General features: G+C 73.1%; 28 protein-coding genes. 12 read left to right on the top strand and 16 right to left on the bottom strand.

The features are described from left to right. Nucleotides 1-12: 12 nt before the first annotated feature. Nucleotides 13-495: a DUF2231 domain-containing protein gene (locus tag ACGFIR_RS04745; protein WP_393000352.1), complete on the bottom strand. Its 483-nt coding sequence runs from the start codon at nucleotides 493-495 to the stop codon at nucleotides 13-15. 252 nt (nucleotides 496-747) lie between these two features. On the opposite strand from ACGFIR_RS04745, the gene ACGFIR_RS04740 reads away from it, so the two are divergent. Together ACGFIR_RS04740 and ACGFIR_RS04735 are read left to right on the top strand one after the other, a co-directional pair. Further along, the gene (locus ACGFIR_RS04740; protein ID WP_393000354.1) at nucleotides 748-1,176 is read left to right on the top strand and encodes a Fur family transcriptional regulator; all 429 of its coding nucleotides are present in this window, start codon (nucleotides 748-750) and stop codon (nucleotides 1,174-1,176) included. Between the two features lie 90 nt (nucleotides 1,177-1,266). Further along, nucleotides 1,267-2,124, top strand: a complete 858-nt coding sequence (locus ACGFIR_RS04735) for an oxygenase MpaB family protein (protein WP_393143243.1) — start codon at nucleotides 1,267-1,269, stop codon at nucleotides 2,122-2,124. A 36-nt stretch (nucleotides 2,125-2,160) separates the two neighbouring features. Here ACGFIR_RS04735 and ACGFIR_RS04730 read toward each other — a convergent pair whose 3' ends face one another. The 11 genes from ACGFIR_RS04730 to ACGFIR_RS04680 form a co-directional block, all read right to left on the bottom strand. Next, nucleotides 2,161-3,003 carry a RecB family exonuclease gene (locus ACGFIR_RS04730; protein ID WP_393001377.1) on the bottom strand — a complete coding sequence of 281 codons (843 nt, stop codon included), beginning with the start codon at nucleotides 3,001-3,003 and terminating at the stop codon, nucleotides 2,161-2,163. Between the two features lie 138 nt (nucleotides 3,004-3,141). Continuing rightward, nucleotides 3,142-3,756: a MarC family protein gene (locus ACGFIR_RS04725; RefSeq protein WP_393143241.1), complete on the bottom strand. Its 615-nt coding sequence runs from the start codon at nucleotides 3,754-3,756 to the stop codon at nucleotides 3,142-3,144. 40 nt (nucleotides 3,757-3,796) lie between these two features. Beyond that, complete coding sequence (locus tag ACGFIR_RS04720) at nucleotides 3,797-4,663, bottom strand: PHP domain-containing protein (RefSeq protein ID WP_393143239.1); 867 nt, start codon at nucleotides 4,661-4,663, stop codon at nucleotides 3,797-3,799. Nucleotides 4,664-4,710: 47 nt separating this feature from the next. Beyond that, nucleotides 4,711-5,988 (bottom strand): hypothetical protein, encoded by a 1,278-nt coding sequence (locus ACGFIR_RS04715; protein WP_393143237.1) that lies wholly within the window; start codon nucleotides 5,986-5,988, stop codon nucleotides 4,711-4,713. Next, nucleotides 5,985-7,121: a SigE family RNA polymerase sigma factor gene (locus ACGFIR_RS04710; RefSeq protein WP_393143235.1), complete on the bottom strand. Its 1,137-nt coding sequence runs from the start codon at nucleotides 7,119-7,121 to the stop codon at nucleotides 5,985-5,987. The genes ACGFIR_RS04715 and ACGFIR_RS04710 overlap by 4 nt, the downstream gene beginning before the upstream one ends. Before the next feature lie 105 nt (nucleotides 7,122-7,226). Further along, on the bottom strand, nucleotides 7,227-8,102 hold the full coding sequence (locus ACGFIR_RS04705; RefSeq protein WP_393143233.1) for a PH domain-containing protein: 876 nt from the start codon (nucleotides 8,100-8,102) through the stop codon (nucleotides 7,227-7,229). Nucleotides 8,103-8,108: 6 nt separating this feature from the next. Further along, complete coding sequence (locus ACGFIR_RS04700) at nucleotides 8,109-8,267, bottom strand: hypothetical protein (RefSeq protein WP_007455302.1); 159 nt, start codon at nucleotides 8,265-8,267, stop codon at nucleotides 8,109-8,111. A 133-nt stretch (nucleotides 8,268-8,400) separates the two neighbouring features. Beyond that, nucleotides 8,401-9,087: a DUF6758 family protein gene (locus ACGFIR_RS04695; protein WP_393143750.1), complete on the bottom strand. Its 687-nt coding sequence runs from the start codon at nucleotides 9,085-9,087 to the stop codon at nucleotides 8,401-8,403. Between the two features lie 181 nt (nucleotides 9,088-9,268). Continuing rightward, nucleotides 9,269-9,892, bottom strand: a complete 624-nt coding sequence (locus ACGFIR_RS04690) for a TrmH family RNA methyltransferase (RefSeq protein ID WP_393143231.1) — start codon at nucleotides 9,890-9,892, stop codon at nucleotides 9,269-9,271. 169 nt (nucleotides 9,893-10,061) lie between these two features. After that, nucleotides 10,062-10,589, bottom strand: coding sequence for a hypothetical protein (locus tag ACGFIR_RS04685; protein ID WP_393000365.1), 528 nt, complete (start codon nucleotides 10,587-10,589; stop codon nucleotides 10,062-10,064). A gap of 90 nt (nucleotides 10,590-10,679) precedes the next feature. Continuing rightward, on the bottom strand, nucleotides 10,680-11,195 hold the full coding sequence (locus ACGFIR_RS04680; RefSeq protein WP_393000366.1) for a MaoC family dehydratase: 516 nt from the start codon (nucleotides 11,193-11,195) through the stop codon (nucleotides 10,680-10,682). A gap of 547 nt (nucleotides 11,196-11,742) precedes the next feature. Between ACGFIR_RS04680 and trxA the strand changes: the two genes are divergently transcribed. The 3 genes from trxA to ACGFIR_RS04665 all read left to right on the top strand — a co-directional run bounded on the left by trxA (nucleotide 11,743) and on the right by ACGFIR_RS04665 (nucleotide 13,605). Beyond that, the gene (gene trxA / locus ACGFIR_RS04675; RefSeq protein ID WP_393000367.1) at nucleotides 11,743-12,105 is read left to right on the top strand and encodes a thioredoxin; all 363 of its coding nucleotides are present in this window, start codon (nucleotides 11,743-11,745) and stop codon (nucleotides 12,103-12,105) included. A 154-nt stretch (nucleotides 12,106-12,259) separates the two neighbouring features. Further along, nucleotides 12,260-12,700, top strand: coding sequence for a hypothetical protein (locus tag ACGFIR_RS04670; protein ID WP_393143229.1), 441 nt, complete (start codon nucleotides 12,260-12,262; stop codon nucleotides 12,698-12,700). Beyond that, a complete protein-coding gene (locus ACGFIR_RS04665; RefSeq protein WP_393143227.1) occupies nucleotides 12,697-13,605 on the top strand; it encodes an HTTM domain-containing protein in 909 nt (302 codons plus the stop codon). The genes ACGFIR_RS04670 and ACGFIR_RS04665 overlap by 4 nt, the downstream gene beginning before the upstream one ends. On the opposite strand, the gene ACGFIR_RS04660 is transcribed toward ACGFIR_RS04665, so the two are convergent. Beyond that, nucleotides 13,569-13,988, bottom strand: coding sequence for a thiol-disulfide oxidoreductase DCC family protein (locus ACGFIR_RS04660; protein ID WP_089002144.1), 420 nt, complete (start codon nucleotides 13,986-13,988; stop codon nucleotides 13,569-13,571). The genes ACGFIR_RS04665 and ACGFIR_RS04660 overlap by 37 nt on opposite strands. On the opposite strand from ACGFIR_RS04660, the gene ACGFIR_RS04655 reads away from it, so the two are divergent. Together ACGFIR_RS04655 and ACGFIR_RS04650 are read left to right on the top strand one after the other, a co-directional pair. After that, on the top strand, nucleotides 13,987-16,158 hold the full coding sequence (locus ACGFIR_RS04655; protein WP_393143225.1) for an intein-containing Rv2578c family radical SAM protein: 2,172 nt from the start codon (nucleotides 13,987-13,989) through the stop codon (nucleotides 16,156-16,158). The two genes, ACGFIR_RS04660 and ACGFIR_RS04655, sit on opposite strands and share 2 nt — an antisense overlap. 82 nt (nucleotides 16,159-16,240) lie before the next feature. Beyond that, nucleotides 16,241-16,648 (top strand): CoA-binding protein, encoded by a 408-nt coding sequence (locus ACGFIR_RS04650; RefSeq protein WP_393143223.1) that lies wholly within the window; start codon nucleotides 16,241-16,243, stop codon nucleotides 16,646-16,648. 423 nt (nucleotides 16,649-17,071) lie between these two features. Here ACGFIR_RS04650 and ACGFIR_RS04645 read toward each other — a convergent pair whose 3' ends face one another. Then, nucleotides 17,072-18,268: an acyl-CoA dehydrogenase family protein gene (locus ACGFIR_RS04645; RefSeq protein ID WP_393000371.1), complete on the bottom strand. Its 1,197-nt coding sequence runs from the start codon at nucleotides 18,266-18,268 to the stop codon at nucleotides 17,072-17,074. Nucleotides 18,269-18,441: 173 nt separating this feature from the next. On the opposite strand from ACGFIR_RS04645, the gene ACGFIR_RS04640 reads away from it, so the two are divergent. Beyond that, nucleotides 18,442-19,023 carry a DUF4190 domain-containing protein gene (locus tag ACGFIR_RS04640; RefSeq protein ID WP_393143221.1) on the top strand — a complete coding sequence of 194 codons (582 nt, stop codon included), beginning with the start codon at nucleotides 18,442-18,444 and terminating at the stop codon, nucleotides 19,021-19,023. A 28-nt stretch (nucleotides 19,024-19,051) separates the two neighbouring features. Here the strand turns inward: ACGFIR_RS04640 and ACGFIR_RS04635 are convergent, their stop codons facing one another. Continuing rightward, a complete protein-coding gene (locus ACGFIR_RS04635; RefSeq protein ID WP_393143219.1) occupies nucleotides 19,052-19,954 on the bottom strand; it encodes an SDR family NAD(P)-dependent oxidoreductase in 903 nt (300 codons plus the stop codon). Nucleotides 19,955-20,074: 120 nt separating this feature from the next. Between ACGFIR_RS04635 and ACGFIR_RS04630 the strand changes: the two genes are divergently transcribed. Beyond that, entirely contained in the window at nucleotides 20,075-20,611 is a 537-nt protein-coding gene (locus ACGFIR_RS04630; RefSeq protein ID WP_393143217.1) for a DUF4190 domain-containing protein, read from the top strand. A 58-nt stretch (nucleotides 20,612-20,669) separates the two neighbouring features. Here the strand turns inward: ACGFIR_RS04630 and ACGFIR_RS04625 are convergent, their stop codons facing one another. Next, nucleotides 20,670-21,626 carry an HpcH/HpaI aldolase/citrate lyase family protein gene (locus ACGFIR_RS04625; RefSeq protein WP_393000375.1) on the bottom strand — a complete coding sequence of 319 codons (957 nt, stop codon included), beginning with the start codon at nucleotides 21,624-21,626 and terminating at the stop codon, nucleotides 20,670-20,672. Between the two features lie 127 nt (nucleotides 21,627-21,753). Between ACGFIR_RS04625 and ACGFIR_RS04620 the strand changes: the two genes are divergently transcribed. The 3 genes from ACGFIR_RS04620 to ACGFIR_RS04610 all read left to right on the top strand — a co-directional run bounded on the left by ACGFIR_RS04620 (nucleotide 21,754) and on the right by ACGFIR_RS04610 (nucleotide 24,754). Then, nucleotides 21,754-22,578 carry an SDR family NAD(P)-dependent oxidoreductase gene (locus ACGFIR_RS04620; protein ID WP_393143215.1) on the top strand — a complete coding sequence of 275 codons (825 nt, stop codon included), beginning with the start codon at nucleotides 21,754-21,756 and terminating at the stop codon, nucleotides 22,576-22,578. Nucleotides 22,579-22,618: 40 nt separating this feature from the next. Continuing rightward, entirely contained in the window at nucleotides 22,619-23,443 is an 825-nt protein-coding gene (locus tag ACGFIR_RS04615) for a GNAT family N-acetyltransferase (RefSeq protein WP_393143213.1), read from the top strand. 216 nt (nucleotides 23,444-23,659) lie between these two features. Continuing rightward, nucleotides 23,660-24,754, top strand: coding sequence for a SagB/ThcOx family dehydrogenase (locus ACGFIR_RS04610; RefSeq protein ID WP_393000379.1), 1,095 nt, complete (start codon nucleotides 23,660-23,662; stop codon nucleotides 24,752-24,754). The last annotated feature ends 8 nt before the right edge of the window (nucleotides 24,755-24,762 follow it).

The raw sequence follows: 24,762 nt of genomic DNA, 5'->3' as shown, positions 1-24,762 counted from the left end.
ACCGGCGCGGTGTCAGAGGCTGCCGCCCCAGACGGCCTCGGCACCGGAGTGCCCGGTCAGGTAGACGTAGACGAGGCTGACGACGCCGAGCGCCACCACCACGACCGACAGCACCGGGGTCACCCAGGACGGCAGCTTCGGCACCCGCCGGTGCCCGCTCGTGACCGCGAGCAGCAGCAGCGACGCGACCGCCAGCGGCAGCACCCAGCGGAACAGGATGTCGCCGTAGCGCGAGTGCGCGAAGATCTGCTCCAGGATCGGGCCCTGCATCCCCCGGGCGACGAACGCGTCGGTCAGTTCCTCCCCCGACTCGACCGCCACGAAGGCCGACACCGGCGCCACCACGGCGAGGATCGCCACCGCCCAGTCCAGCCGCGACCGGAACCGGGGCAACGCCACGTACGCGGCGGAGAGCACCGCCAGCAGCGGCACGAACACGACGACCGCGTGCACGACCAGCACGTGGGCCGGCAGACCCAGGATCTCCTTGAACATCCACCCCTCCGGCGGTACGCGGTCGTGGGCTGCCAGCCTACGGTGCGCCGGTCCACCCACCCAGATCATCCCGATCGACAACACGCACCCGGAGCCGGCCCGGTTCACCACTGCCCGGGATCCGTACCGCCGCAGGTCCGGACGCACGCGCTGACCGTGAACCCGTGGCGGCACGCGGCCCGGGCTGTGGCCGGCGCCACGCTCCCGCGGAGGCTGGTTGTCGCCTCCCGAGCCACGTGCTGTCATTGGCCCATGCCCGGTGGCGAGGAACTGCTGCGGTCGAGAGGCCTGCGGGTCACCCGGCCGCGCCTCGCCGTGCTCGACGTGCTGGCCGCCGGCGGCCACCTCGAGGTCGACGAGATCACCCGCCGGGTCCGCGAGCGCCTCGACTCGGTCTCCACCCAGGCGGTCTACGACGTGCTGGGCGCCCTGTCCCGGGCCGGGCTGTCCCGCCGCATCGAGCCGGCCGGCAGCCCCGCCCGCTACGAGGCCCGCGCCGGGGACAACCACCACCACATCGTCTGTCGGGGCTGCGGCGAGATCTCCGACATCGACTGTGCGGTCGGCAGCGCCCCCTGCCTGGACCCGGACGTGACCCATGGCTTCGAGGTCGACGAGGCGGAAGTGACGTTCTGGGGTCTCTGCCCCACCTGCCAGGCCCGCCGCTCCGCCGACGTCTGACGACGGGCTGGCCCCCGCGCCACCGACGCCGACGGGCCTCCGCCCGACCGACGGCCGGCTGGTCTGCGCGCGGCGTGGCACTCTTGGTCGGTGGACTCCGATGACCTCGGCCTCTTCGGTCCGGGTTCGGTCACGTGGAAGGTGCACGAGGAGCCGATCCTGATCGTCGCCGGCCTGCGTTCGCTCTATCTCCAGTCACTGCATCCCCGGGCCATGGCCGGGGTCGCCCAGAACAGCAACTACCGCTCCGACGCCTGGGGCCGCCTGGTGCGCACCGCCACCTACGTGGGCACCACCATCTACGGCACCACGGCCGAGGCGGAGGCCGCCGGGCTGCGGGTGCGCCGCCGGCACGCCCGGCTGCGGGCCACCGACCTGTTCACCGGGGAGGAGTTCCGCGTCGACGACCCCGAGCTGCTGCGCTGGGTGCACGTCGCCGAGGTCGAGTCCTTCCTAGACACGGCCCGGCGGGCCGGGCTGCCGCTGACCGCCGACGAGATCGACGGCTACTACACCGAGCAGCGGCGCTCGGCCGCCCTCGTCGGCCTCGACCCGGATACGGTCCCGGGCACCGCCGCCGAGGTGGCCGACTACTACCGGCGCGTCCGCCCGCAGCTGCGGATGACCCGCGAGGCGGCCGAGACGGCGCTCTTCCTCACCGCGCCGCCGATCCCGTGGAAGCTGAGCCTGCCGGCCCGGATCGGGCTCAACCTCGGGCCGCCCCGCTGGGCGTACTTCGGCATCGCCGGCACCGCGCTCGCGCTGCTGCCGGCCTGGGCCCGGCGGATGTACGGCGGGCTGGGCCTGCCCACGACCGCGCTCTCCGCCGACCTGAGCGTCCGGGCGCTGCGGCTGACCCTCGCCACGTTGCCCCGCCGGTGGCGGGAGGGGCCGTTGCAGCAGGCCGCCAAGGAACGCGCCGCCCGCCTCACCGGCACGCCGGCCTGACCGGCACAGCTGCCGGGCAGGTCCCGTGTGGGGCGGTCAGGCCTGGCCGGGTGCCGGGTCGGTGACGCGCTCGACGGCCGCCCACGGCTCCTTGCCCGGTGCCTGCGCCCCCACCGGACAGGTGCGCCGGTAGTCGCACCAGCCGCAGCGCGGGCCCGGCGTGGTCGGGAAGGCCTCGTCGGGGTCCTCCCCGTCGGCGACCGCCCGCTCGGCGGCCATGATGTCGCGGGCCGTCTCCTCCGCCCGGGTGAGCTGCCGGGCCAGCGACTCCACGGTGTGCTCGTGCGCGGCGACCGTGCCCGTGGGCAGGTGGTGCAGCTCCACCCGGCGGCACGGCCGGCGGAACACCCGCTCGGCCGCGTACGCGTAGAGCGCCAGGGCCTGCGAGCCACGCGCGTCGTCGGCGTCCAGCCCGGTGCGGCCCGTCTTGTAGTCGACGATCACCAGCTCCGGACCGTCGGGCCCGGGGCGGGAGTCGATCCGGTCGGCCCGGCCGTTGAAGGCCAGCACGGCGGTCTTGACCGCCACCACCCGCTCCACGCCGAGCGGGTCGGCACCGGGCTCCAGGGTCTCGACATAGGACTCCAGCCAGCCCAGGGCCCGCCGGTAGGCCGCCCGCTCCTGCTCGTCGTCGCGGTAGCCCTCGCGTACCCAGGTGCCCTTGAGCAACGCGGCGAGGGCCTCCGGCCGACGCCGCTCCGGGCTCAGCGCATACCAGTTCTTCAGGGCGGTGTGCACGCTCGCGCCGAGGGAGTTGTGCGCCCACGGCGGGCCCTTCTGCGGGGCCGGCCGGTCGACGTAGGAGTAGCGGTAGCGCCGGGGGCAGTCTGCGTAGGCGCCGAGCTTGCTGGGGGTGCAGACGAACAGCCGCTCCGGCATGCCCTCGAAGCCCAACTGTTCGGGCTGGTCGCCGCGCGGGCGGGGCGCCCGGCCGCCGCTGGTGGAGGACCGTCCGGCTGAAGAGGCTCGTCGCACACCGCGATCCTGCCATCCACCCCCGACGAGACCGGCCGCCGGTCAGGTCATGTTGGCGTACTGCGTCACGAACGCGGCCACCGCGTCCGCGATGAGCTGCACCGCGATCGCGGCCAGCAGCAGGCCGGCGATCCGGGTCAGCACCTCGATGCCGCCGGGCCGCAGGACCTTGACGATCCCGCCGGAGAACCGGAGCACGACCCAGACGGTGAGCATCACGGCGACGATCGCGGCGGCGATGGCCGTGACGTCCGCCCCACCGTCGGCCTGCTGGACGAAGAGCATGGTGGCCACGATGGCGCCGGGGCCGGCGAGCAGCGGCGTACCCAGCGGCACCAGGGCGATGTTCGAGGTGGCCTGCTGGCTCGGGTCGTCGGCCTTGCCGGTCAGCAGCTCCAACGCCACCAGCACCAGGAGCAGCCCGCCGGCGGCCTGCAGCGCCGGCAGGTCCACGTGCAGGTAGTCGAGCAGCGTCTGCCCCGCCACCGCGAAGATCACGATCACGCCCAGCGCCAGGGCGACCGCCTGCCAGGCCGCCCGGTTCCGGTCGCGCGCCGTCAGCGGGCCGGTCAGCGCCAGGAAGATGGGCATCATGCCCGGCGGATCGACGATCACCAGCAGGGTCACGAAGACCTCGCCGAACAGCTTGGCATCCACGTGATCAACCTAGCCGCGTCGCCGGAGGCGGCAACTCGGATCAGCCGGAAGCGACCTCGGTCACCCCGCGCGCCTCGGCGACGATCCGCTCGTACGCCTCCGGATCGGTGGTGAACGCGCCGAGCCGGACGGTCTTGTGCGTGCCGTGGAAGTCCGACGAGCCGGTCACCAGCAGGCCCAGCTCGTCGGCCAGGGCCCGGACGTGGGCCCGCTCGGCCGGGGAGTGGTCCTCGTGGTCGGCCTCCAGCCCCGCCAGGCCGGCGGCGGCCAGCTCGGCGATCATCTCGTCGGGCACGATCCGCCCCCGCCGGGTGGCCCGGGGATGGGCGAAGACCGGCACCCCGCCCGCCGCGCGCACGAGCCGGACGGCCCGGAAGACGTCGATGTCCTCCTTGGGCAGCCGGTAGCGCTCGCCCAGCCAGTCCGGCCCGAACGCCTCGGTGGTGGTGGCCACCAGGCCGGCCCGGATCAGTGCCTGTGCGATGTGCGGCCGGCCCACGGTCCCGCCGGCCGCGCCGGTCAGGATCTCCGGCCAGCTCACGTCGATCCCGTCGGCACGCAGCAGCGCCACGATCCGTTCGCCCCGCTCCTCCCGGGCGGCCCGCACCCGGGCCAGCTCCGCGACGAGTTCCGGGGCGTCCGGATCGAACAGGTACGCCAGCAGGTGCAGCGGCAGCGCGGGCTCCTCGCCGTACCACCGGCAGGAGAGTTCCGCGCCGCGGACGAGGGTGAGCCCGGCCGGCAGCGCCTCCAGGGCCGGCGCCCACCCGGCCGTGGTGTCGTGGTCGGTGATCGCCACGACGTCCAGCCCCGACTCGGCCGCCGCCCGCACCAGCTCGGCCGGGCTGAGCGTGCCGTCGCTGGCGGTGGAGTGGGTGTGCAGGTCGATCCGCGGTGCCGTGCTCATCGGCCCGACGCTACCGGTCGACGCCCGACCTCGGCACGAGGGCGCGCTCAGGAAGGGTTGTCGCCGCCCACCGGCACCGGGTGCCTGCCGGCGGGCAGGCCGTCGACGGGCGTGGGCCGGGCTGCCTCGCCGTCGAGCACGCGGCCCACCTCCGCCCGCACCAGGGCGCCGGCCGCGTCGGAGTAGTGGGCCGTGCCCTGCGGCGTCCAGGCCACCGGCCCGGCCACGGGTGGGCCGGCCGGGCGGATCACCGGTACGGGGACGAGTTGGTCCAGGTCTACCAGCACCGCGCCGGCCTGCGCGCCCGCCTTCCCGTTGGCCAGGAGCCACCGTCCGTCGGCGGAGACCCCGCCGGCGCCGTCGCCGGTCAGCGTCGGCCCGCAGCCCGTACGCACCGACGCGAGGTCACGGGCCGGGTCGAGCAGGGCGACACAGGGCCGGCGGGGAGTGCCGGCGGACACGAGCGCGACCGCCAGCCCGTCGGGGCGGATGCCGTAGACGTGCAGGGCCGCGTCGCCCGCCTGACGCGGGGGTCCCGCCGCGGGGCGCCACAGGGCGTGACCGGGCCGGCCCGGATCGAGGCGGACCAGGACCGTGTCCCCGGCGAACCCGACCGGCAGCGCGGCGGGCGGGGCCGGGGTGCGGGCCGCGGCGACGACCTGGGTGCCGACGACTCCCGCGACGACCAGATCCGTCCCCTCCCGCCAGGCGACCTGCCGCCCGTCGGGGCTGAGGACGATGTCCCGTGCCCCGGCCAGGAGCAGGTGTGCCGCGCCGTCCGGCAGCACGATCCACAACGAACGGCCGGCCGCCGTCGGCGCACCCACCACCGTCCAGCCGGCCCGGTCGGGAAGCCGCTGGGCGCGCTCGGCGGCCCGGCCCACGTCGGGCAGGACGATCCGCTGCCCGCTGGCGGTGAGCAGCACGTCGTCGAGGATGAGGTCCACCTCGCCCCGGCCCAGGTCGGTCTGCGGGCCGGCCGACGGCTGCGGGGTGACCTCCGGCATCGACGAGGCGTACGGGCCGCCGAGCACCACGGTGGGATGGTTGGGCCGCCCGGGCTGCTGCCCCAGCTGCGCCATCCCGGCGCTGACCGTCACGGTGGCCACCGCGGCGAGGGCGATCCCGGTCATCGTCCGCCGGCGCCGGGAGCGGTCGGCCCGCCTGATCGCCAGTCCCGCCGGATCGGCGACGAGCGGGCGCGCGACGGCCACCCGGCGGGCGAACGCCTCCCGTAACGCCTGCTCCAGCTCGTCCTCGGTCACGGCGAATGGACGCGTCGGGCCGTCGGTACGGTTGTCACCACCGGCGGCGGGACGGCTCACCGGTGCTCCCCGGCACCGGCGGCCTGCCGGCCGAGTTGCTCGTCCCCGGCCGTACGCGACCCCGATCCGGCGCCGACCCGTGCCCCCAAGGCCACGGGCACCGGGTCGCCCACCGCCTCGTCCGCAGGCTCGGCGGGCCGGAAGACGCCCCCGGCGTCCGGCGCGGCGGCGGAAGGCCCGGCAGCGGGCCCCTCGCCGGGAACGGCGGCGCTTCTCGCCCTACCCGGCAGGGCGGCGGCAACGCCGTCCGCGCCGCCCGCTACGGCCGGCGCGACGATCGGCGGAACGACCGGCGGGGCGTTCGTCGCCGCGACCACAGCCGCCGCGTCCTCCCCCACCACCATGGTCGGTGCCCCGTAGGGCGTCGACGGGCGGATCGGTACGCCGCCATGGGCCGGCCCGGTACGACCGCCGCCATGCGCCGGTGCCGGACGGCCGGTGCCGCCCTGGGCGGGACCCGGACGGCCAGCGCTGCCGTGGGCCGGAGCGGGCCGGCCGGTGCCGTCGTGGGCGGGGCCCGGACGACCGGTGCCGCCAGCGACTGGCGCGGGACGGCCGGTGCCACCGTGGGCAGAGGTGGACCGGTCCGTGCCGTCGGCCCGGGCCGAGGTCGGGTCGGCCTCGGCCGGCAGGTCGAGGGCGGCCTCGGCGCCCATCCGGCGGCGCAGGGTGCCCAGGGCGCGGGAGGTCTGGCTCTTCACCGTGCCCGGCGAGATGCCGAGCAGGGCGGCGGTCTGCGCCTCGGACATGTCCTCGTAGAAGCGCAGCACGAGCACCGCCCGCTGCCGGCTGGGCAGCCCGCGCAGGTGGCGCCAGAGCAGGTCGCGATCGAGCTGCTGCTCGATCTCGTCGACCCCGGCCCGCTCCGGCAGCACCTCGGTGGGGCGTTCACCGTGCCAGCGCCGCCGCCACCAACTGGTCGAAGTGTTGATCATTACCCGGCGGGCGTACGGCTCGATCGCCTCGATCCCGCCGAGCCGCTTCCAGGCCAGGTACGTCTTGGTCAGCGCGGTCTGCAACAGGTCCTCGGCCGTGGCCCAGTCCCCGCTGAGCAGGTAGGCGGTGCGCAGCAGGGCACCGGAGCGGGCCGCGACGAAGTCGCGGAACTCCTCCTCCAGGGGGTCCCTGCTCACCACCGGCCACCTCCGCGCCCCGTTTCCCTGGCAGGTTGCCATGCCCGAGCCGGTCGGGTCGACGGCGATCGGTGCGCAGTTCCTCCGATGTTCGGACGAAAAGTTTCAGGCTCCGTCGTCGGCCTTGGCCTCGTCGGCCTCCTTGCCCAGCCGCGCCTCGACCGCCTGCGGCTCGTACATCTCCTCGACGACGCGCAGGTAGAGCTCGTTCGGGTTGGGCAGGTTCTTGATCTCGCGCAGTGCCTGCTCCTGGCCGGCGGACTCCAGCACGAACGTGCCGTAGTTGAGCGCCCGGCCGGTCGGGCTCTGCTCGTATTTCATGTCGGTGACCCGGACCAGCGGCATCATCGCGACGCGTCGGGTGATGATGCCGTTGACGACCATCACCCGCTTGTTGGTCAGGATGAAGCGGTCGTACCACCAGTCGGCGACCTTCCAGGCCACCCAACCCATCAAGGCGAACCAGAGCAGCACCGCGATCGTGGTGAGCGCGCCCACGTCCTGCCCGGCGAGGAAGCCGGAGAGGTAGCCGAGCACGAAGGTGGCGGCGATGCCGACCAGCAGCGGGGTGGAGAGGTGGATCCAGTGCCGCTTCCACTCGCCCCGGTAGCGCTCGGTCGGGAAGAGGTAGCGCGCCACGAGCGAGCTGGGCTCGTCCTCCAACGGAAGCACCCGACGCGGCGCCATGCCGGCGGCGTCGGCCCGCAGACCGGCCAGCTCGTCCTCGGAGATCTGCGGCGGCTGGTAGCCGGCCTCCGGGTCACGGACCCAGGCCCGACCGGACCGCCCCTCCCCGGCGTACGCCGGACCGTCGCCGTAACCGGCATCGTCGGAAAGGGAGGGACCGTCGGAGAGGCCCGGACCGGTGCCGTAGCCAGGCCCGTCGTCGGGGCCGAGCCGGGGGATCGGCTCCGTGTCTCGCTCCCGGCGCTCCCGATCAGGGTCGTCGGGATCGAAGGGTGGACCGGAGGGGTTTCCCATCGGCGGCTAGGCGACGAGGCTGGTGAAGAAGTCGCCGAACCCCTGGGCGATGTCCATGATCCCTCCGCCCAGCGACTTGAACACATCCGCCGCAGAATTTGGCCGGTAGGCGACGAAGAAGATCAAGAATGCGATTCCGGCCCAGGTGAGGACCTTCTTGACCATGGCGGGCCATCCTCTCGCGCGGCGCCGGGTCCCATTACCGCAGCGGCACCCAGAGTATCAGTGTGGTGTCGTACAGTGAATATCTGCGTCCGTTCTCCGACATTCCGGGGTTCCTGTCAAGCCCTTAGGCCCGTCAAGCCTTCCCGTGCAGATACGGAGACGGTGCGCCGTACACGAGCTCGGGCGGTGTCCACTCGGCAAGGTCGTGCAGCACGACATCTTCCGCGAGCAGGTGACCCGCACTCGCCGGCCAGGCTATCGCATGAAGCCACAATCCCCGAGCCTCGCCGGCGTACGCGCTTCGATCCGTCGGCGAGTTCACGAGCCACAGTGGAGTGGGATGGCCGCCCACCTTGATCCTGGCCTGCCCGACGTGCTCCGGATGCCCCGGGCCGGGATCGGTCAACGCCTGCGCGAGTTCCGGGCCCGGGTCCGGGCCGGCCAGCCCCGCGAACCGGGTGCCCAGGCCGACGCCCGGCTCCTCCGCCACGAAGACCAGATCCGCGGGGCCCTCGCCGAGCGGCGCCGGCCCGGCACAGGCCACCGCCGTGGCACGCACCCCGGTGCGATCGTCGCCGGCGTACGCCACCCCGGTCATCGTCCAGCCCGTCGGCAGCGGCCAGGGGCACCACAGTGGGGTCCTCGGCCGGGTCGGGGGCTCAGCGGCGGCGACGATCCGTTCCACCACACTGGCCACGATCTCGGCCCCGATGTTCTCGGGTACGCACAGCGGAGAGACCGGCCCGCAGTCCAGGCAGCGCGACTCCGTGTGCATCAGGTCCGGCGCCCGCACCGGTCCACCGCATTTCGGGCAACTCACCGCGACACTCACTATCCCACCGTCACCCCCTCGCGCCGCGCAGTCAAGCGGAGCGCCGGTTTCGGTGCCCCGGGACGCCATCCCCGGGGCGGCCGGCACGGTTCTCCAGCGAGCCGCCCGCAACCGCGGCAGCCCGGCTCAGACCGGCAGGGGAACGGCGGTCAGGCCGATGGCGGGCAGGTCAGGCCGGTGGCGGGCCGGCGTGCGTACGGATCCAGGCGTGCATGGCGATGCCGCTGGCGACGCCGGCGTTGATCGACCGGGTGGAGCCGTACTGGGCGATGGAGAAGAGCTGGTCGCAGGCGGCCCGCGCCGGCTCGGAGAGGCCGGGGCCCTCCTGCCCGAACAGCAGGACGCAGCGCCGGGGCAGGGTGGTGGTCTCCAGCGGCCGGGAGCCGGGCAGGTTGTCGATGCCGACGACCGGCAGCTCCCGCCCGGCGGCCCAGGCGACGAACTCCTCGATGGTCTCGTGGTGCCGGACGTGCTGGTAGCGGTCGGTCACCATGGCGCCGCGCCGGTTCCACCGCCGGCGGCCGACGACGTGCACCTCGGCGGCGAGGAAGGCGTTGGCGTTGCGGACGACCGTGCCGATGTTGAAGTCGTGCTGCCAGTTCTCGATCGCCACGTGGAAGTCGTGCCGCCGCTGGTCCAGGTCGGCCACCACGGCCTCGCGCCGCCAGTAGCGGTACCGGTCGACGACGTTGCGCCGGTCGCCCTCGGCGAGCAGCTCGGGGTCGTAGCGCGGGTCGTCCGGCGGGTCCCCGGGCCACGGTCCCACACCGACGTCGAGCTGGTCTCCGGTCACGGTCACGCAGGGTACGGCCCGCAGGCCCCGCCCCGGGCCGCGCCCCCGCCAGGGCCACATCGGCCGGGCCCGAGACCCGGCGTCGACACACCCGGCCGGCAGTAGGAGCCGGGCCCGAAGCCGGCCGCCCGGAGCCACGAAGCAGGCCGACCGGTGGGAGCGGGGTGGATCAACCCAGTTCCAACGCGGTGCCGAGCCGGTCGAGGAAGCGGCGGTCGGCCGGGGCCGGCGGCAGCCCCGGAGGGCCGGTCGTCGCCGCCCTGCACACCCGGGCCGCCACCGACTGCACCCACTGCCGGTACGCGGCCGAGTCGGCGGGATCGGCCCGCCGCCGCAGCACCCGGGTCGCGGCCCGGCAGGCGGCGAGCAGGTCCACGACGTCGGTGAGGCGCTCGGCCGACTCCGTCGACCCGTCGTGCCGGGCGTAGATGGTGACGACCACCGCGCGTACGAGATCGCTGTCGAAGGCCCGGCCGGCCGCGACCGCGTCCAGGCCGGCGAGCCCGGCGGCGACACCCCGGCGGGGCCGACCGGGGCCGGGCGCGGCGGCGGCCACGATCACGCGGCCGGGCAGGCTGGTCAGCAGGTCCCACTCGGCGGCGGAGTAGACGGCGGTGGTCAGCGGTGCGGCGCGGCGGCCGGCAGAGGACGGCTCTCCGGCGACGGAGTGGCTCATGGGGACCTCCGGCGCCAGCATATGCCCCGGATCGGGAAAAGGGCCCCTACCACCCGGAACCCGGACGAGAAGGGGCCCCGCCACGGTCGCCGTGGCCGGCACCGCCCTCGGTCAGCGGGGCTCGGGGAAGCTGGGCCGCTCCGGGTCGACGCCCTCGGGCACCGCCGTCGCCGCGTACTCCTTCTTGGGGACCATCACCCGGCGGCGGAAGACGCACACCATGGTGCCGTCCTGGTTGTAGCCCCGGGTCTCCACGGAGACCACGCCACGGTCGGGCTTGGAGGACGACTCGCGCTTGTCCAGCACCGTGGTCTCGCCGTAGATCGTGTCGCCGTGGAAGGTGGGCGCCACGTGCCGCAGTGACTCGACCTCGAGGTTCGCGATGGCCTTGCCGCTGACGTCGGGCACGGACATGCCGAGCAGCAGCGAGTAGATGTAGTTGCCGACCACCACGTTGCGCTTGAACTGACTCGCCGTCTCGGCGTAGTGCGCGTCCATGTGCAGCGGGTGGTGGTTCATGGTGAGCAGACAGAAGAGGTGGTCGTCGTACTCGGTGACCGTCTTGCCGGGCCAGTGCCGGTAGACCGCGCCGACCTCGAACTCCTCGTAGTAGCGGCCGAACTGCATCCTTGTCCCCTTCGACGGGCGGCGATGGAGTTCGGCACAGCATGCCTTATCCGGTGTTAAGGCGATGGGCGGGGCGCGTGGCGCGCGGAAATGTCACACCGCCACAACCGAGGGGAGACGCAATGAGCGGCGGGGCCCTCCCCGGCACCCGCCGCCCACGCTCTGATGCGGAAGATTCTGCCGCACGACAAGGCGAACCGAACAGAGACGGAGGTCACATTTACCTTTTCGTAACACTACTGTGCGTGTTCGTGTCGCGAGAGCTAGGCGATCTCCGCACATCGGATAGCCGCTTGTCAACCGCCCGATTGCTCATTCCCGTCGGTCGTTCGTGTCGATCTTATTGGAAGCGCTCCCATCACATCCGGTCACGCAAATGCGTCATGCACTTGCGTACCGCAACGGGGGCCGGCAACAACCCTCGTCGATGAGGGCGCGACCCTCGCCAGGCCCTGAGGGCACGTTTGGGCGGAGGTGGGCCGGGAATTCCCCGCGGTACGCCCCGGTTCCACCAGACGTAGCTATTCCGCGCCGATCGGAGACTTTCATGGCAACCGTAGAGCTGACCACGGCAAACTTCGACGAGGTGACCGGCAGCGACGGCATCGTGCTGGTCGACTTCTGGGCCGAATGGTGCGGCCCGTGCAAGCGGTTCGCCCCGGTCTACGAGCGCTCCTCCGAGAAGCACTCCGAGATCGTCTTCGGCAAGGTCGACACCGAGGCGCAGCAGGAGCTGGCCGCCAAGTTCGACATCCGCTCGATCCCGACCATCATGGCCATCCGCGACGGCGTCATCGTCTTCGCCCAGCCCGGCGCCCTCCCCGAGTCCGCGCTGGAGAACCTGATCGAGCAGGTCCAGGCCCTCGACATGGACGACGTCCGCACGAAGCTGGCCGGACACAGCCACTGAGCCGCAGCGCTCCACGACGGCCGGGCCCCGACGGGTCCGGCCGTCGTCGTCCGTACGCCAGGCAACGGAAGAGCGGCCCCCTGGCTCCCCGGCCAGCGCCTGGTGCCCGGGAGGGATCCGGGACGGGCGGTACATCCCGTATCGTCACGACCCGATGGAAACCTTGACCACCCGCGGTCGCGTCGCCCGGCTCGCCGCCACCGCCCTCGGCCTCGTCGTCCTGCTGGCCGGCACCGCCTGGGGCACCGACGACCACTTCCCGTTCGGCCCGTTCCGGATGTACTCCACGTCCAACCCGCCGAACGCCCCCGCCCCGGACACCCGCGTCGAGGGCGTCGACAGCGGCGGAGCGGTCGTCGAGCTGGGCGAGAACGCCACCGGCATCCGCCGGGCCGAGATCGAGGGTCAGCAGAGCCGTTACGCCGCCGACCCCGCGCTGCTGGCCGAGGTCGCCGACGCGTACGCCGAACGCCACCCGGACGCGGCGGAGCTGGTCGAGGTCCGCATCGTCGTACGCTGGCACGGCATCCGCGACGGGCGCCCCACCGGCCGCTGGACCGACGAGACCGTGGTCGCCTGGCGGGCGGACCGGTGAGCCGCTGGTTGACCGAGGCGGTGCCCCGTGGCCGGGTGGCCGCCTTCCGCACGCTGATCTACCTCTTCGTCGCCGCCGACCTGGTCTTCTTCACCCCCTGGGTACGCACCCGCGTGGCGGTGCCCGGCGAGCTCTACCAGCCGCTGCTGGTCGGCCGGCTGCTGCCCCTGCCGACGCCGACCCAGACGCTGGTCACCGTCGTCTTCTGGGCCCTGCTGCTGCTCGCCCTGCTCGCCGCGACCGGCCGGGCGCCCCGCCTGCTCGGCTGGACGGTCTTCGCGCTCTACTTCGAGTGGATGATCGTCGCGATGAGCTACGGCAAGGTCGACCACGACCGGTTCGGCCTGCTCGTCGCGCTGGCCGTGCTGCCCACCGCCGGCCGGGCCCGGCACGGCGATCCCACCCGCACAGAGGCGGGCGGCTGGGCCCTACGGGTCACCCAGATCGCCGTCATCTGCACGTACTTCCTGGCCGCCTGGGCCAAGCTGCGCTTCGGCGGGCTGGACTGGCTCACCGGCTCGGTGCTGGCCCGGGCGATCCTGCGGCGCGGCACCGAGTTGGCCGACCTGATCGCCTCGGTGCCCTACCTGCTGATCGTCGCCCAGTTCGGCATCGTGGCGTTCGAGCTGCTGAGCCCGGTGGTCTTCCTGCTCAGGGAGCGCTGGCGGCTGGCCACGGTCGGCTTCTTCTACTCGTTCCACCTGATCACCATGGCGACCATCACGATCTCGTTCGCGCCGCACCTCGCCGCGATGACCGCCTTCCTGCCCCTGGAACGGGTCCGGCCGGTGGTCTGGGCGCGCCGGCTGCTCACCCGCCGGAGGCGCGACACCGCGCCGCCCGCCGGGGGCACGCCGGCACTCGCGGGTCAGGCGTCGGCGGCCGGGCGACCGGACGGCCCGTAGAGGCGCTCCCGCGCCTCCTGCGGCAGCGCGCAGGCGGCCGTTCCACCGGGGAGCCGGTGCCGGTTGCGGGCCACCCAGCGGTACGCGGGCCACGCGGCGGCGCGTACCGGGGCGAACCTGAGGCCGGCGCCCGCGACCCGCCAGAGCGGACCGCTGTCGCCGAGGAGCCGCGCGATCGCGTCCGGGCCGGCCGCGCGGGAACCGTCCGCGCCCACCCACTGCACCGCCTCCTCGCACTCGGCCTCGCTCAGGCCCAGCGCGTCGAGGTCGGCGAACTGCCACGGCACCACCCGGACGCCGGTCGGGATGCGCCGGTCGATGAACTCGGCGCACCGGGTGCAGAACGCGCAGTCCCCGTCGTAGACGAACGTCGACCTCTCCATGCGTCCATCCTCCACCCGCCGACTGCGCCCGGTGCGCCGAGGTGGGCGGGAACACGGTGGACGCTTGCGCTTCGCTCGTACGCATGTTCGAATGAGGGCCATGCGCTGGGACAACCTCGCCGCTCCCCCGGACGAGGGGGTCCCGGCCCGGGCAGCGCCGGCGACACCACCCCTGCCGCTGGCGCTGCCCGGCGCCGTCGCCCGCACCTTCAACACGCCGGGCTTCGCCGGCATGACGTTCTACGAGGTGCAGGCGAAGTCGATCCTCAACAAGGTGCCCGGCACGTCCCGCGTCCCGTTCGAGTGGACGATCAACCCCTACCGGGGCTGCTCGCACGCATGCGTCTACTGCCTCTCGGGCGAGAGGCCGATCCTCATGACCGACGGACGCGCGAAGCCGATCAGCGAGCTGGAGATCGGTGACCGGATCTACGGCACGCAGCGTCGTGGTGCCTACCGTCGCTACGTCGCCACCACGGTCCTGGCCAAATGGTCGACCGTGAAGCCGGCCTACCGGGTCACCCTGGAGGACGGCACGACGCTGATCGCCAGCGGCGACCACCGGTTCCTCTCCGACCGCGGTTGGAAACACGTGACCGGCGCGATGAATGGCGCGGGGCAACGCCCCTACCTGACGACGAACAACCGCCTGATCGGCACCGGCCGCTTCGCCACGGGCCCGAAGGACTCGGCCGACTACCGGCGGGGCTACCTCTGCGGAATGATCCGAGGTGACGCGACCCTGGGCACCTACCGCTATTCCTACGGGGTGGTGCACCGGTTCCGCCTGGCGCTCGCTGACGAGGAGGCGCTGGGTCGTACGAAGCGCTTCCTCGACAGCGCCGGGGTGAAGACAGACAGCTTCGCGTACACCCCGGCAAGTGCGACGCGACGAGCCATCTCCGCGATCCGGACGTCCCGGCAGCGCTCGATCGAGGCCATCACCGCCCTGGTGCGGTGGCCTGACGATCCCACCGACGACTGGCGGCTGGGCTTCCTCGCCGGGATCTTCGACGCAGAGGGCAGTTGCAGCCGGGGCGTTTTCCGGATCAGCAACAGCAGCAACGAGATCCTCGACCAGACGTCGGCGGCACTGAGCCACTTCGGCTTCACGAGCGTGGTCGAAGATCTAGGCCGCGCGAACCGCGTACGAAACATCCGGCTGACCGGCGGGCTACGCGAGCGGCTACGGTTCTTCCACCTGACCGACCCGGCCATCACCCGGAAGCGGTCGATCGACGGAGCGGCGCTGAAATGTCAGGCGGCTCTCCGGGTGGTCGGCATCGAGCCCCTCGGGCTGGAACTGCCCCTCTGGGACATCACGACCGGCACCGGCGACTTCATCGCCGATGGCGTCGTGAGCCACAACTGCTTCGCGCGGAACACGCACACCTATCTCGACCTCGACGCCGGGGCGGACTTCGACCGGAAGGTCATCGTCAAGGTCAACGCCGGTGAGCTGGTCCGGCGGGAGCTGGCCGCGCCGCGCTGGCGGGGCGCGCACGTCGCGATGGGCACCAACGTCGACTGCTACCAGCGGGCCGAGGGGCGCTACCAGCTCATGCCGCAGATCATCGCGGCGCTTCGTGACTTCGCGAACCCGTTCTCGATCCTCACCAAGGGCACGCTGATCCTGCGGGACCTGCCACTGCTGCGCCAGGCCGCCGAGGTCACCCGGGTCGGCGTCTCGTACTCGGTGGGCTTCGTCGACGAGCGGCTCTGGCGGGCGGTCGAGCCGGGCACCCCCAGCCCGAGGCGGCGGCTCGACGCCGTACGGGCGCTGGCCGACGCCGGCTTCGACGTCGGCGTGCTGATGGCGCCGATCCTGCCCGGGCTCAGCGACGACGACGCCTCGATCGACGCGACCGTGGCGGCGATCGCCGCGTCCGGGGCGACCAGCGTGACGCCGCTGGCACTGCACCTGCGTCCGGGCGCCCGGGAGTGGTACGCGCGCTGGCTCGGCCGCGACTTCCCGCACCTGGTTCCCCGCTACCGCGAGCTCTACCGCTCCGGCGCGTACGCCCCGCAGTCCTACCAGCGGGAACTGACAGCCCGGGTACGCATCGCGGCCCGCCGGCACGGGCTGCACCGGGGCGAGCGCGGCGACGACCGCCGCCGGACCGACCCGGCCCCCGCTCCGCCGCCCGCCGAGCAGCTCACCCTCATGTAGCCGGCAGCCGATCCGCCGCCGACCCATGTCGTGCGCCGGTCGCTTCCGGGCGGGGACTGAGCGGCGGGGTTAGAGTCGGCGGGTGCGCTCCGCTCAGCAGATCCTCGCCGACTCCGCCGTGATCGCCGTCGTGGGCGCGTCCCGCGACCCGCGCAAGGCCGCGCACAGCGTGCCGTTGCAGATGCAGCGGTACGGCTGGCGGATCATCCCGGTCAACCCGACCGCCGACGAGCTCTTCGGGGAGCGGGTCTACCGCTCCCTGGCCGACATCCCGCACCCGGTCGACCTGGTCGACGTGTTCCGGCCGGCGCAGGACGCGGTCGACGTGGTGCGCGAGACGGTGGCGATCGGCGCTCCCGCCGTCTGGTTGCAGCTCGGCATCGTCTCGGCCGAGGCGCGACGGATCGCCACGGAGGCCGGCATCGACTACGTCGAGGACCGCTGCCTGATCGTCGAGCGCGCCGCCGCCAGCCTGACCCGGCTGGGCTGAGCGGGCGCACGGCGAGCGTGGTGTGCCGCGCGGCCGGGCCGGGCGGGCGCACGGCGAGCGGCGTGGTGTGCCGCGCTACCGGGCCGGACGGGCGCACGTAGGGCGGCATGCTTGCTTGCTCAGCGCTGTCGAGCTGATGTCGTAGACGATTCAGGCGCCGCGCCAGCGCGTGACGGCGCGGACGAGCCACGCCCCACCAACGCGTGATGTCGTAGACGACTCAGTTCGACAGGGGCCGACCGGCGGGGGCGGCGGCACCGGCGGCCGACCGACGGCGGGCCGGCGGGAGGGCCGGCGGGAGGGCCGGCGGCACCGGCGGCCGACCGATGGCGGGCCGGCGGCACCGGCGGCGGGACGGCGCGCCGCCGGGAGGACACCCGCCGCCGCGGAGACACCCCGCCGACGCGACGGAGCCCTGAGACGTCAGTGCTTGTACTGCTTGAGCAGGCCCCGGGAGATGATCGTCTTCTGGATCTCCGAGGTGCCCTCGCCGATGAGCAGGAACGGCGCCTCGCGCATCAGCCGCTCGATCTCGTACTCCTTCGAGTAGCCGTAGCCGCCGTGGATGCGGAACGCCTCCTGGACGACCTCGGCGCAGTACTCCGAGGCGAGCAGCTTGGCCATGCCGGCCTCGACGTCGTTGCGCTGGCCGGCGTCCTTGAGCCGGGCGGCATTGACCATGAGCGCGTGGGCGGCCTCGATCTTGGTGCCCATCTCGGCGAGCTTGAAGGCGACGGCCTGGTGCTTCGCGAGCGGCTGGCCGAAGGTGTGGCGCTGCTGGGCGTACGCGACGGCCAGTTCGAAGGCCCGGATCGAGATGCCGCAGGCGCGGGCGGCCACGTTGACCCGGCCCACCTCGATGCCGTCCATCATCTGGTAGAAGCCACGGCCGACCTTCTCGGCGCCGCCGAGGACGGCGGAGTCGGGGACGGTCACCCCGTCGAGCACCATCTCGGTGGTCTCGACGCCCTTGTAGCCCATCTTGTCGATCTTGCCGGGGATGGTCAGGCCGGGCGCGGTCTCGCCGAAGCCGGGCTCCTTCTCCAGCAGGAAGGTACTCATGTTGCCGTAGACGGAGTCGGCCCCGGTGTCGGTCTTGACCAGGGTCGCCACCACGGACGAGTACGCCCCGTTGGTCAGCCACATCTTCTGGCCGTTGAGCACGTAGTTGTCGCCGTCGCGGACCGCCTTGGACTTGATGGCCGAGACGTCGGAGCCGCACTCGGGCTCGGACATGGAGAAGGCGCCGCGCACCTCGCCGGTCGCCATCTTCGGCAGCAGCCGGGCCTTCTGCTCGGCGGAGCCGTGCTGGGAGATCAGGTACGCCACGATGAAGTGGGTGTTGACGATGCCGGAGATCGACATCCAGCCCCGGGAGAGTTCCTCGACCACCAGCGCGTAGGTCAGCAGGGACTCGCCGAGCCCGCCGTACTCCTCGTCGATGGTGAGGCCGAACAGGCCCATCTCGCGCATTCCGTCGAGAATGTCGCTCGGGTACTCGTCGGCGTGCTCCAGCCGCTGCGCGTGCGGGATGATCTCCTTGTCGGCGAACTCCCGGACGGTCTCCAGGATCGACTGCTGCACATCGGTCAGGCCGGGCGTCTGGGCGAGTCGGGCCATCTCAGCCTCCGGGGGTCGGCGCCTTACTCATGGGTAACTGAACGCATGGTCAGTATTGGCCGCACAGCGGTCGAGGCCAAGGTGACCAGTCCACACAACCGCTGTGAAAAGGTTCACCGCTGCGGGTAGCGTCCGGCAAGAGGGACGCGATCCGCCACCGGCAGGAGGAGACCGTGAGCCAGCCACCGTCGTCGGGGCCGCCCGATCCGGACCGGCCACCGTCGCCCTGGGAGCCCCCACCGGGGCACGACCCGTCGAGCTACGAACCGCCCGCGGAGCCGCCGCCCGCCCGGCAACCGCCGTCGTACGGCGAGCCGGGCTACGGCCAACCCAGCTACGAACAGCCGTCGTACGGCCAGCCGAGCTACGGGCAGGCCGGCCACGAGCAGCCGGCGTACGGGCAGCCCAGCTACGAGCAGCCCGGCGAGCCGCCGCACGGGCAGCAGTGGGGGCACCAGCCCCCGTACACCCCGCAGGTGCCCTACGGGCAGTACGGCCCGCCGTCCGGTCCCCGGCCCGGCGGAACCAACGTGCTGGCCATCCTCTCGCTGGTCTTCGCGTTCGTCTTCGCCCCGGCCGGCATCGTCCTCGGGCACCTGGCCAAGCGGCAGGTCCGCACCTCGGGCGAGGAGGGCGACCAGCTCGCCACGTGGGGCCTCATCCTCAGCTACATCTTCACCGGCCTCGGCGTGCTCGCCTGCTGCGGCTGGATCGCGCTGATCGCCCTCGCCGGCAACAGCGGCCAGAACTACTGAGGCCGCGGGAAGCATCGAGGCCGCGCGGTCAGCGGAACTGGGCCTCCCGGACGCTGTTGCCGCCGTCCACCACCAGCATCTGCCCCGTGATGTACGAAGCGGCCGGCGAGCAGAGGAAGGCGATCGCCGCAGCCACCTCGTCCGGCGTGCCGGGGCGGCCGACCGGGGTGCCGAGGCCCTGCCGGATCTCCGCCACCGTGGAGGCCGCGGTGTGGATGGTGCCCGGCGCGACCGCGTTGACGGTCACCCCGTCGGCGATCATCTCCATGGCCAGCGCCCGGGTCAGCCCGACCACGCCCGCCTTGGCCGCCGCGTAGGCCGCCTCGGTGGGCAGGGCGTTGACCGGCCCGGCGGTGGCCGCCAGGTTCACGATCCGGCCCCAGCCCCGCTCCGCCATGCCGCCGATGAAGGCCCGGCTGCACAGGAACGCGGTGGTGAGGTTGCGGTCGATCTCGCCGCGCCACTCGTCGTAGCTGAGCTGGGCGACCGGGCGCAGCACCTCGGGGCTGGCCCGGCTGGCCAGACCGGCGTTGTTGACCAGCACCTCCACGTCCCCGAGCTGCTCGGTGACCGCGTCGGCGAGCGCGCCCACCTCCGACTCGTCGGTGAGGTCGGCGACGAAACCAGTCATGCCCAGCTCGCCGGCCCGTTCGTGGATGCGCCGGGTGGTGGAGACGATGGCGACCCGGGCGCCGAGATCGGCCAGCCGGCGGGCCGTCGCGTACCCGATGCCGTCCGGGCTGCCCGCCCCCGTGACCAGGGCGACCTTCCCGTCGAGCCGCATGGTCACCGGGTCCGGCAGCGGCGCGGGCTCGTCGGTGCCGGCCGTGCCCGGTGCGGCGGCGCGGGTGCGCCGGGCCAGGCCGGGGCGGCTCGCGTCCCGTCTCGGTCGGCTGCCGGAGCGGTCCGCGGCTCGCGCGTCAATCACCATGCCAGGATCCTGCCCGCTTCCCAGGGCGCGGGCAACGCGGCACACCCGGCGGCGTGGGCCCTGCGTCTGGGCAGGGCTGACTACCCTGACGGGCGCACCCCGACGCTACGGAGCAGACGAATGACATACCCCCCGCCCTCCGGCGGCTGGAACGACCCGGCGTGGTCGGGCCAGCAGTCGAGCCCGCCCGCCGACCCCGCCCCTCCGGTGAGCGGCCAGCCCATCCCCTCGCAGCCCACCGGCACCGACCCGTACGCGCCGGCCGACCCGTACGTCGCGGACCCGTACGCGGGAGACCCGTACGCCGGGATGAAGCAGACCTCCGGGCAGCCCGCGTACGGCGGCTACCCGCCGGCCTACCCGAACTACGGCTACGCCCCGCCGCGGAAGACCAACGGCCTCGCCATCGCCGCCCTGGTGCTCTCCCTGATCGGCATCACGTCCTGCCTCACCGCGCCGGTCGGCGCGATCCTCGGCCACGTCGCGCAGAAGCAGATCCGCGAGACCGGCGAGGACGGCGAGGGCATGGCGAAGGCGGCCATCATCATCGGCTGGATCTTCACCGGTCTGCTCGTGCTCGGGATCCTCTTCTACGTGGTGATGATCGTCTTCGCGATCAGCATGGCCGGCGTCAGCACCGGCGGCACCAACTACTGAAACCGACGGTGCCGCCTCGGCGTGGACCGGGGCGGCACGGATCGTCGGACCGGAGGGACTACTCCGCCGGCGGGGTGAAGGACGACGTACGGGTCATGCCCGCGGCCCGGCCCTTCGCCGCGACCACGAGAGCCATCTTCCGGGACGCCTCGTCGATCATCTCGTCGCCGAGCATCACCGCGCCGAGCCTGCCGCCCGCCTCCGACGTGTAGTGCTCGTACGCGTCGAGGATGAGCTCCGCGTGGTCGTAGTCGGCCTGGGCCGGCGAGTAGACCTCGTTCGCGGCGTCGATCTGGCCCGGGTGCAGCACCCACTTGCCGTCGAAGCCGAGCGCCGCGGACCGCTTGGCCACCTCGCGGAACGCGTCGACGTCGCGGATCTGCAGGAACGGCCCGTCGATGGCCTGCTTGTCGTGCATCCGGGCCGCCATCAGGATGCGCATGAGGATGTAGTGGTAGGGGTCGCCCGGGTAGTCCGGGATGAGCGCGCCGACCACCAGCGACTTCATGTTGATCGAGGCCATGAAGTCGGCCGGGCCGAAGATGATGGTCTCGACCCGGGGCGACGCGGCCGCGATGGCGTCGATGTTGACCAGGCCGGCGGCGTTCTCGATCTGCGCCTCGATGCCGATCCGGCCGACCTCCAGGCCGAGCGTCTTCTCCAGCTGGGTCAGGGTCATGTCGAGCCACTGCACCTGGGCCGCGTTCTGCACCTTCGGCAGCATGATGCAGTCGAGGTTTGCGCCGGCGCCCTCCACGACGTCGATGACGTCCCGGTAGGTCCAGGGCGTGGTCAGGTCGTTGACCCGGACGACGCGGGTCTTGCCCGACCAGTCGCCCTCGTTCAGCGCCGCGACGATGTTCTTGCGGGCGTCGGGCTTGGCCAGCGGGGCGACCGCGTCCTCCAGGTCGAGGAAGACCTGGTCGGCCGGGAGCCCCTGGGCCTTGCCGAGCATCTTGACGCTGGAGCCGGGTACCGCGAGGCAGGACCGGCGGGGGCGACCGACTGCGGTCATGGCTGTGCTCCTTCCAGCGTGCGGAGGGCACGCCGATGTCACCTGACGGAGATACCAGGGCTTAACGATCCCAAAGGTCTTTGTGACGCCACGGTAACCTCGTGCCGTGACCGGGGTGAATGGACCTGTGGAAGATCTCACTGGGCGACGACTCGTGGTGGTGACGGGGGCCAGTTCCGGCATCGGCCTGGCGGCCGCCGTCGACCTGGCGCGCCGCGGTGACCAGGTGGTACTGGTCGGCCGGGACCCGGCGCGGCTCCAGGCCGCGGCCGAGCAGGTGCGGGAGGCCTCCGGCGAGAGACCGGAGCTGTTCCGGGCCGACTTCGCGGTGCTCGACGACGTGCGCCGGCTGGCCGGGAAGCTGCGGGAGGCGTACGACCGGATCGACGTGCTCGCCAACAACGCCGGGGCGATCGTGCTCCAGCCGCTCACCACGGTCGACGGCTTCGAGCTGTCGATCCAGGCCAACCACCTGGCCCCGTTCCTGCTCAGCAACCTGCTGCGGGACCGGATCGGCCGGATGGTGGTCACCGCGTCCGGCGCGCACCGCAGCGGCGTGCTCGACGCGGCCGACCTGAACGCCCCGCTGCGCCGCTACCGGCCGATGCAGGCGTACGGCACCAGCAAGCAGGCGAACATCCTCTTCACCGCCGAGGCGGCCCGGCGCTGGCCGGAGATTCCGGCGTACTCCTTCCACCCGGGGGTGGTGCGCAGCCGGTTCGGCAACGACAGCAGGCTGGTCGCCCTGGGCATGCGGATCCTGCCCCTGCGCAGCCCGGAGAAGGGCGCCGAGACGCTGGTCTGGCTCGCCAACCAGGATCCGGCGCGGCTGGTCACGGGCGGCTACTACGCCGACCGGCGGCTGCGCCGGCCGCTGCCCCGGGCGGCCGACCCGCAGCTCGCCGCGCGGCTCTGGACGGCCAGCGCCGAGGCGGTCGGCGTCGCCGAATAGCCGTGTCGCCGGCCGCCGGGGCGCTGCCATACTCCGCCCCATGACGACGGAGAACGCCACCGGCGGGCACGGCGACACGGGTGGACACGGCGACACGGGTGGACACGGCGACACGGGTGGACACGGGGAGTCGGGCGGTACCGGCGGGCGTGGGGATGCGGGCGGCGGCACGCTGCGGGTGCTCGGCGAGGACAAGGAACTCCAGGAGCGGCTCGACGCCGAGCTGACCGCCTTCAACAACCGGGCGACCGGCGCGCGGGACGAGGCCGGCCTCTGTGTCCGGGTCGACGACGGCGGCGAGCTGGTGGCGGGCCTGACCGGGTGGACCTGGGGCGGCTGCGCCGGGATCAACATGATGTGGGTGCGCGAGGACCGCCGCGCCGAGGGGTGGGGAGGTCGGCTGCTGCGGGCCGCCGAGGACGAGGCCCGCCGGCGCGGCTGCACGGAGATCTCGGTCTCCTCGTTCTCGTTCCAGGCACCGTCGTTCTACCGCCGGCACGGCTACCTCGACACGGGTCGCCGGGAGGGCATCCCCGGCGGCCACGTCGACCACCACTTCTTCAAGTCGCTGGTCACCGACCCAGCCACCGCCGTGCGCCTGGTGGCGCTGGTGGAGCTGGCCGCCGACGCGGTGGAGGCCGGCCATCGGTACGAGGACGCGGTGCTGGGCCTGCTCGGGCGCCACGGTGGCCGGCTGGAACGCCGACAGCGCACGGCTGACGGGCGTACGGAGGTGCACCTGATCCGGTTCGACAGCCACGCCGGCTACGCCGGTTTCCTGGCCGATCCCGAGCGGGCGGCGCTGCGCGGTGAGTTGGGCGGGGCCGCCCCGACCGCCCGGGTGCTGGAGGTCCACGAGGTCTGAACCGGCGCGGGGGCGGGCCGGTCCTCACCGGGAGTGTGTTCACTGTGGACGGTCTGATACGGTGCATCGCAGTGATCAACGCCGATTAGTGAGGGGAGCTCCCGCATGACCGAGCAGATCGAGGCCTTCGAGCCGGTGGCGTCCGACGACTACGACCAGGAGCTGACGTGCCTGGAGCCTCCGGTCGAGGCCTGACCGGTCGAAGCCTGAGTCGTCATGCGTGTCCGTGTGTCGCGGCTGGTCGTCTTCCTCTGGCGTGACGGCCAACTGGTCTGCGACGACCCGCTGAGGCACCGGCAGTTCGCATTGACTGTTGAGGCGGAGAGGCTGCTGCGCGACTACGCCGACTGGGCCGAGCCCGACGGCCGGCTCGCGCAGCAGCTCCTCGACGCCCACGTGCTCATCGCCGAGGGCTCGCCGGAGCACGCCCAGGAGGAACGCCTCGGCGCGTGGCGCGACCTGGGGCCGGCAGCCACCTACTACCACCTGGCCAGCCGTACGCTCGGCAGCGACGTCTTCCGCTCGGCGGCGGAGGACGCGGCGGTGCTGCGCGCCAAGACCGGCCAGCCGGATCCGGTCAAGGAGCACGACGGGCCACGGATCGCCCTGCCCGCCGCCGACCCGCCCACCGTCGACTTCACCACGGTCCTCGCGGCCCGGCGCTCGACGCGCTGGTTCGCCCCGGACCGCCCGGTGCCGCTGTCGGCGTTCGCCGCCCTGCTGCGCTGGACGGCCGGCGTCCGTCGCGAGGTGGACATCTCCGGGGTCGGGACGGCGCTGCTGAAGACCGTCCCCTCCGGCGGGGCCCGCCACCCGGTCGAGGTCTACCCGGTCGTCCGCGACGTGGCAGGGCTGGAACCGGGGATCTACCACTACGCGGTGCGCCGCCACGAGCTGGTACGGCTCGCGCCCGCACCCGGCGAGGAGCGGCTGCGCGAGTGGTGCGGCGGGCAGCCGCACGCCGCACAGGCCGGCTTCCTGCTGACGTACGCGGCGGTGCTCGACCGGACCGTGTGGAAATATCCGGCCGCCCGCGCGTACCGTGCGCTCCTGCTCGACGTCGGTCACCTGAGCCAGACCGTGTACCTCACCGCGACGGCGCTGGGGCTCGGGACGTTCTTCACCGCCGCGACCCGCGACGCGCCCGTCGAGGACGCCCTCGGGCTGTCCTGGCCGGACGAGGTCTTCCTCGGCGTGTCCGGCGTCGGCGTGCCGCACCCCGCCGAGCGGGAACGCCAGGCGGCGATGCTCGCCGGCGGCGACGCGGCGTTCTCCTTCCCGCCGGACGCCTGGCACGGGCGCGGCGAATGACGCCGCGG

It is taken from the genome of Micromonospora sp. NPDC049051 (genome assembly GCF_043197575.1).
Classification (GTDB): Bacteria; Actinomycetota; Actinomycetes; order Mycobacteriales; family Micromonosporaceae; genus Micromonospora.
Note: the sequence above shows the minus strand (reverse complement) of the source record. Positions and strands in the feature narration are given on the sequence as shown.

What these genes read in the sequence shown, in the direction of transcription:
- ACGFIR_RS04610 (WP_393000379.1), top strand. Translation starts at nt 23,660, where the DNA reads ATGCGTGTCCGTGTGTCGCGGCTGGTCGTCTTCCTCTGGCGTGACGGC.
- ACGFIR_RS04745 (WP_393000352.1), bottom strand. Translation starts at nt 495, where the DNA reads ATGTTCAAGGAGATCCTGGGTCTGCCGGCCCACGTGCTGGTCGTGCAC.
- ACGFIR_RS04635 (WP_393143219.1), bottom strand. Translation starts at nt 19,954, where the DNA reads ATGGTGATTGACGCGCGAGCCGCGGACCGCTCCGGCAGCCGACCGAGA.
- ACGFIR_RS04730 (WP_393001377.1), bottom strand. Translation starts at nt 3,003, where the DNA reads ATGCCGGAGCGGCTGTTCGTCTGCACCCCCAGCAAGCTCGGCGCCTAC.
- ACGFIR_RS04700 (WP_007455302.1), bottom strand. Translation starts at nt 8,267, where the DNA reads ATGGTCAAGAAGGTCCTCACCTGGGCCGGAATCGCATTCTTGATCTTC.
- ACGFIR_RS04680 (WP_393000366.1), bottom strand. Translation starts at nt 11,195, where the DNA reads ATGCAGTTCGGCCGCTACTACGAGGAGTTCGAGGTCGGCGCGGTCTAC.
- ACGFIR_RS04740 (WP_393000354.1), top strand. Translation starts at nt 748, where the DNA reads ATGCCCGGTGGCGAGGAACTGCTGCGGTCGAGAGGCCTGCGGGTCACC.
- ACGFIR_RS04670 (WP_393143229.1), top strand. Translation starts at nt 12,260, where the DNA reads ATGGAAACCTTGACCACCCGCGGTCGCGTCGCCCGGCTCGCCGCCACC.
- ACGFIR_RS04645 (WP_393000371.1), bottom strand. Translation starts at nt 18,268, where the DNA reads ATGGCCCGACTCGCCCAGACGCCCGGCCTGACCGATGTGCAGCAGTCG.
- ACGFIR_RS04685 (WP_393000365.1), bottom strand. Translation starts at nt 10,589, where the DNA reads ATGCTGGCGCCGGAGGTCCCCATGAGCCACTCCGTCGCCGGAGAGCCG.
- ACGFIR_RS04615 (WP_393143213.1), top strand. Translation starts at nt 22,619, where the DNA reads ATGACGACGGAGAACGCCACCGGCGGGCACGGCGACACGGGTGGACAC.
- ACGFIR_RS04720 (WP_393143239.1), bottom strand. Translation starts at nt 4,663, where the DNA reads ATGAGCACGGCACCGCGGATCGACCTGCACACCCACTCCACCGCCAGC.
- ACGFIR_RS04630 (WP_393143217.1), top strand. Translation starts at nt 20,075, where the DNA reads ATGACATACCCCCCGCCCTCCGGCGGCTGGAACGACCCGGCGTGGTCG.
- ACGFIR_RS04705 (WP_393143233.1), bottom strand. Translation starts at nt 8,102, where the DNA reads ATGGGAAACCCCTCCGGTCCACCCTTCGATCCCGACGACCCTGATCGG.
- trxA (WP_393000367.1), top strand. Translation starts at nt 11,743, where the DNA reads ATGGCAACCGTAGAGCTGACCACGGCAAACTTCGACGAGGTGACCGGC.
- ACGFIR_RS04655 (WP_393143225.1), top strand. Translation starts at nt 13,987, where the DNA reads ATGCGTCCATCCTCCACCCGCCGACTGCGCCCGGTGCGCCGAGGTGGG.
- ACGFIR_RS04625 (WP_393000375.1), bottom strand. Translation starts at nt 21,626, where the DNA reads ATGACCGCAGTCGGTCGCCCCCGCCGGTCCTGCCTCGCGGTACCCGGC.
- ACGFIR_RS04660 (WP_089002144.1), bottom strand. Translation starts at nt 13,988, where the DNA reads ATGGAGAGGTCGACGTTCGTCTACGACGGGGACTGCGCGTTCTGCACC.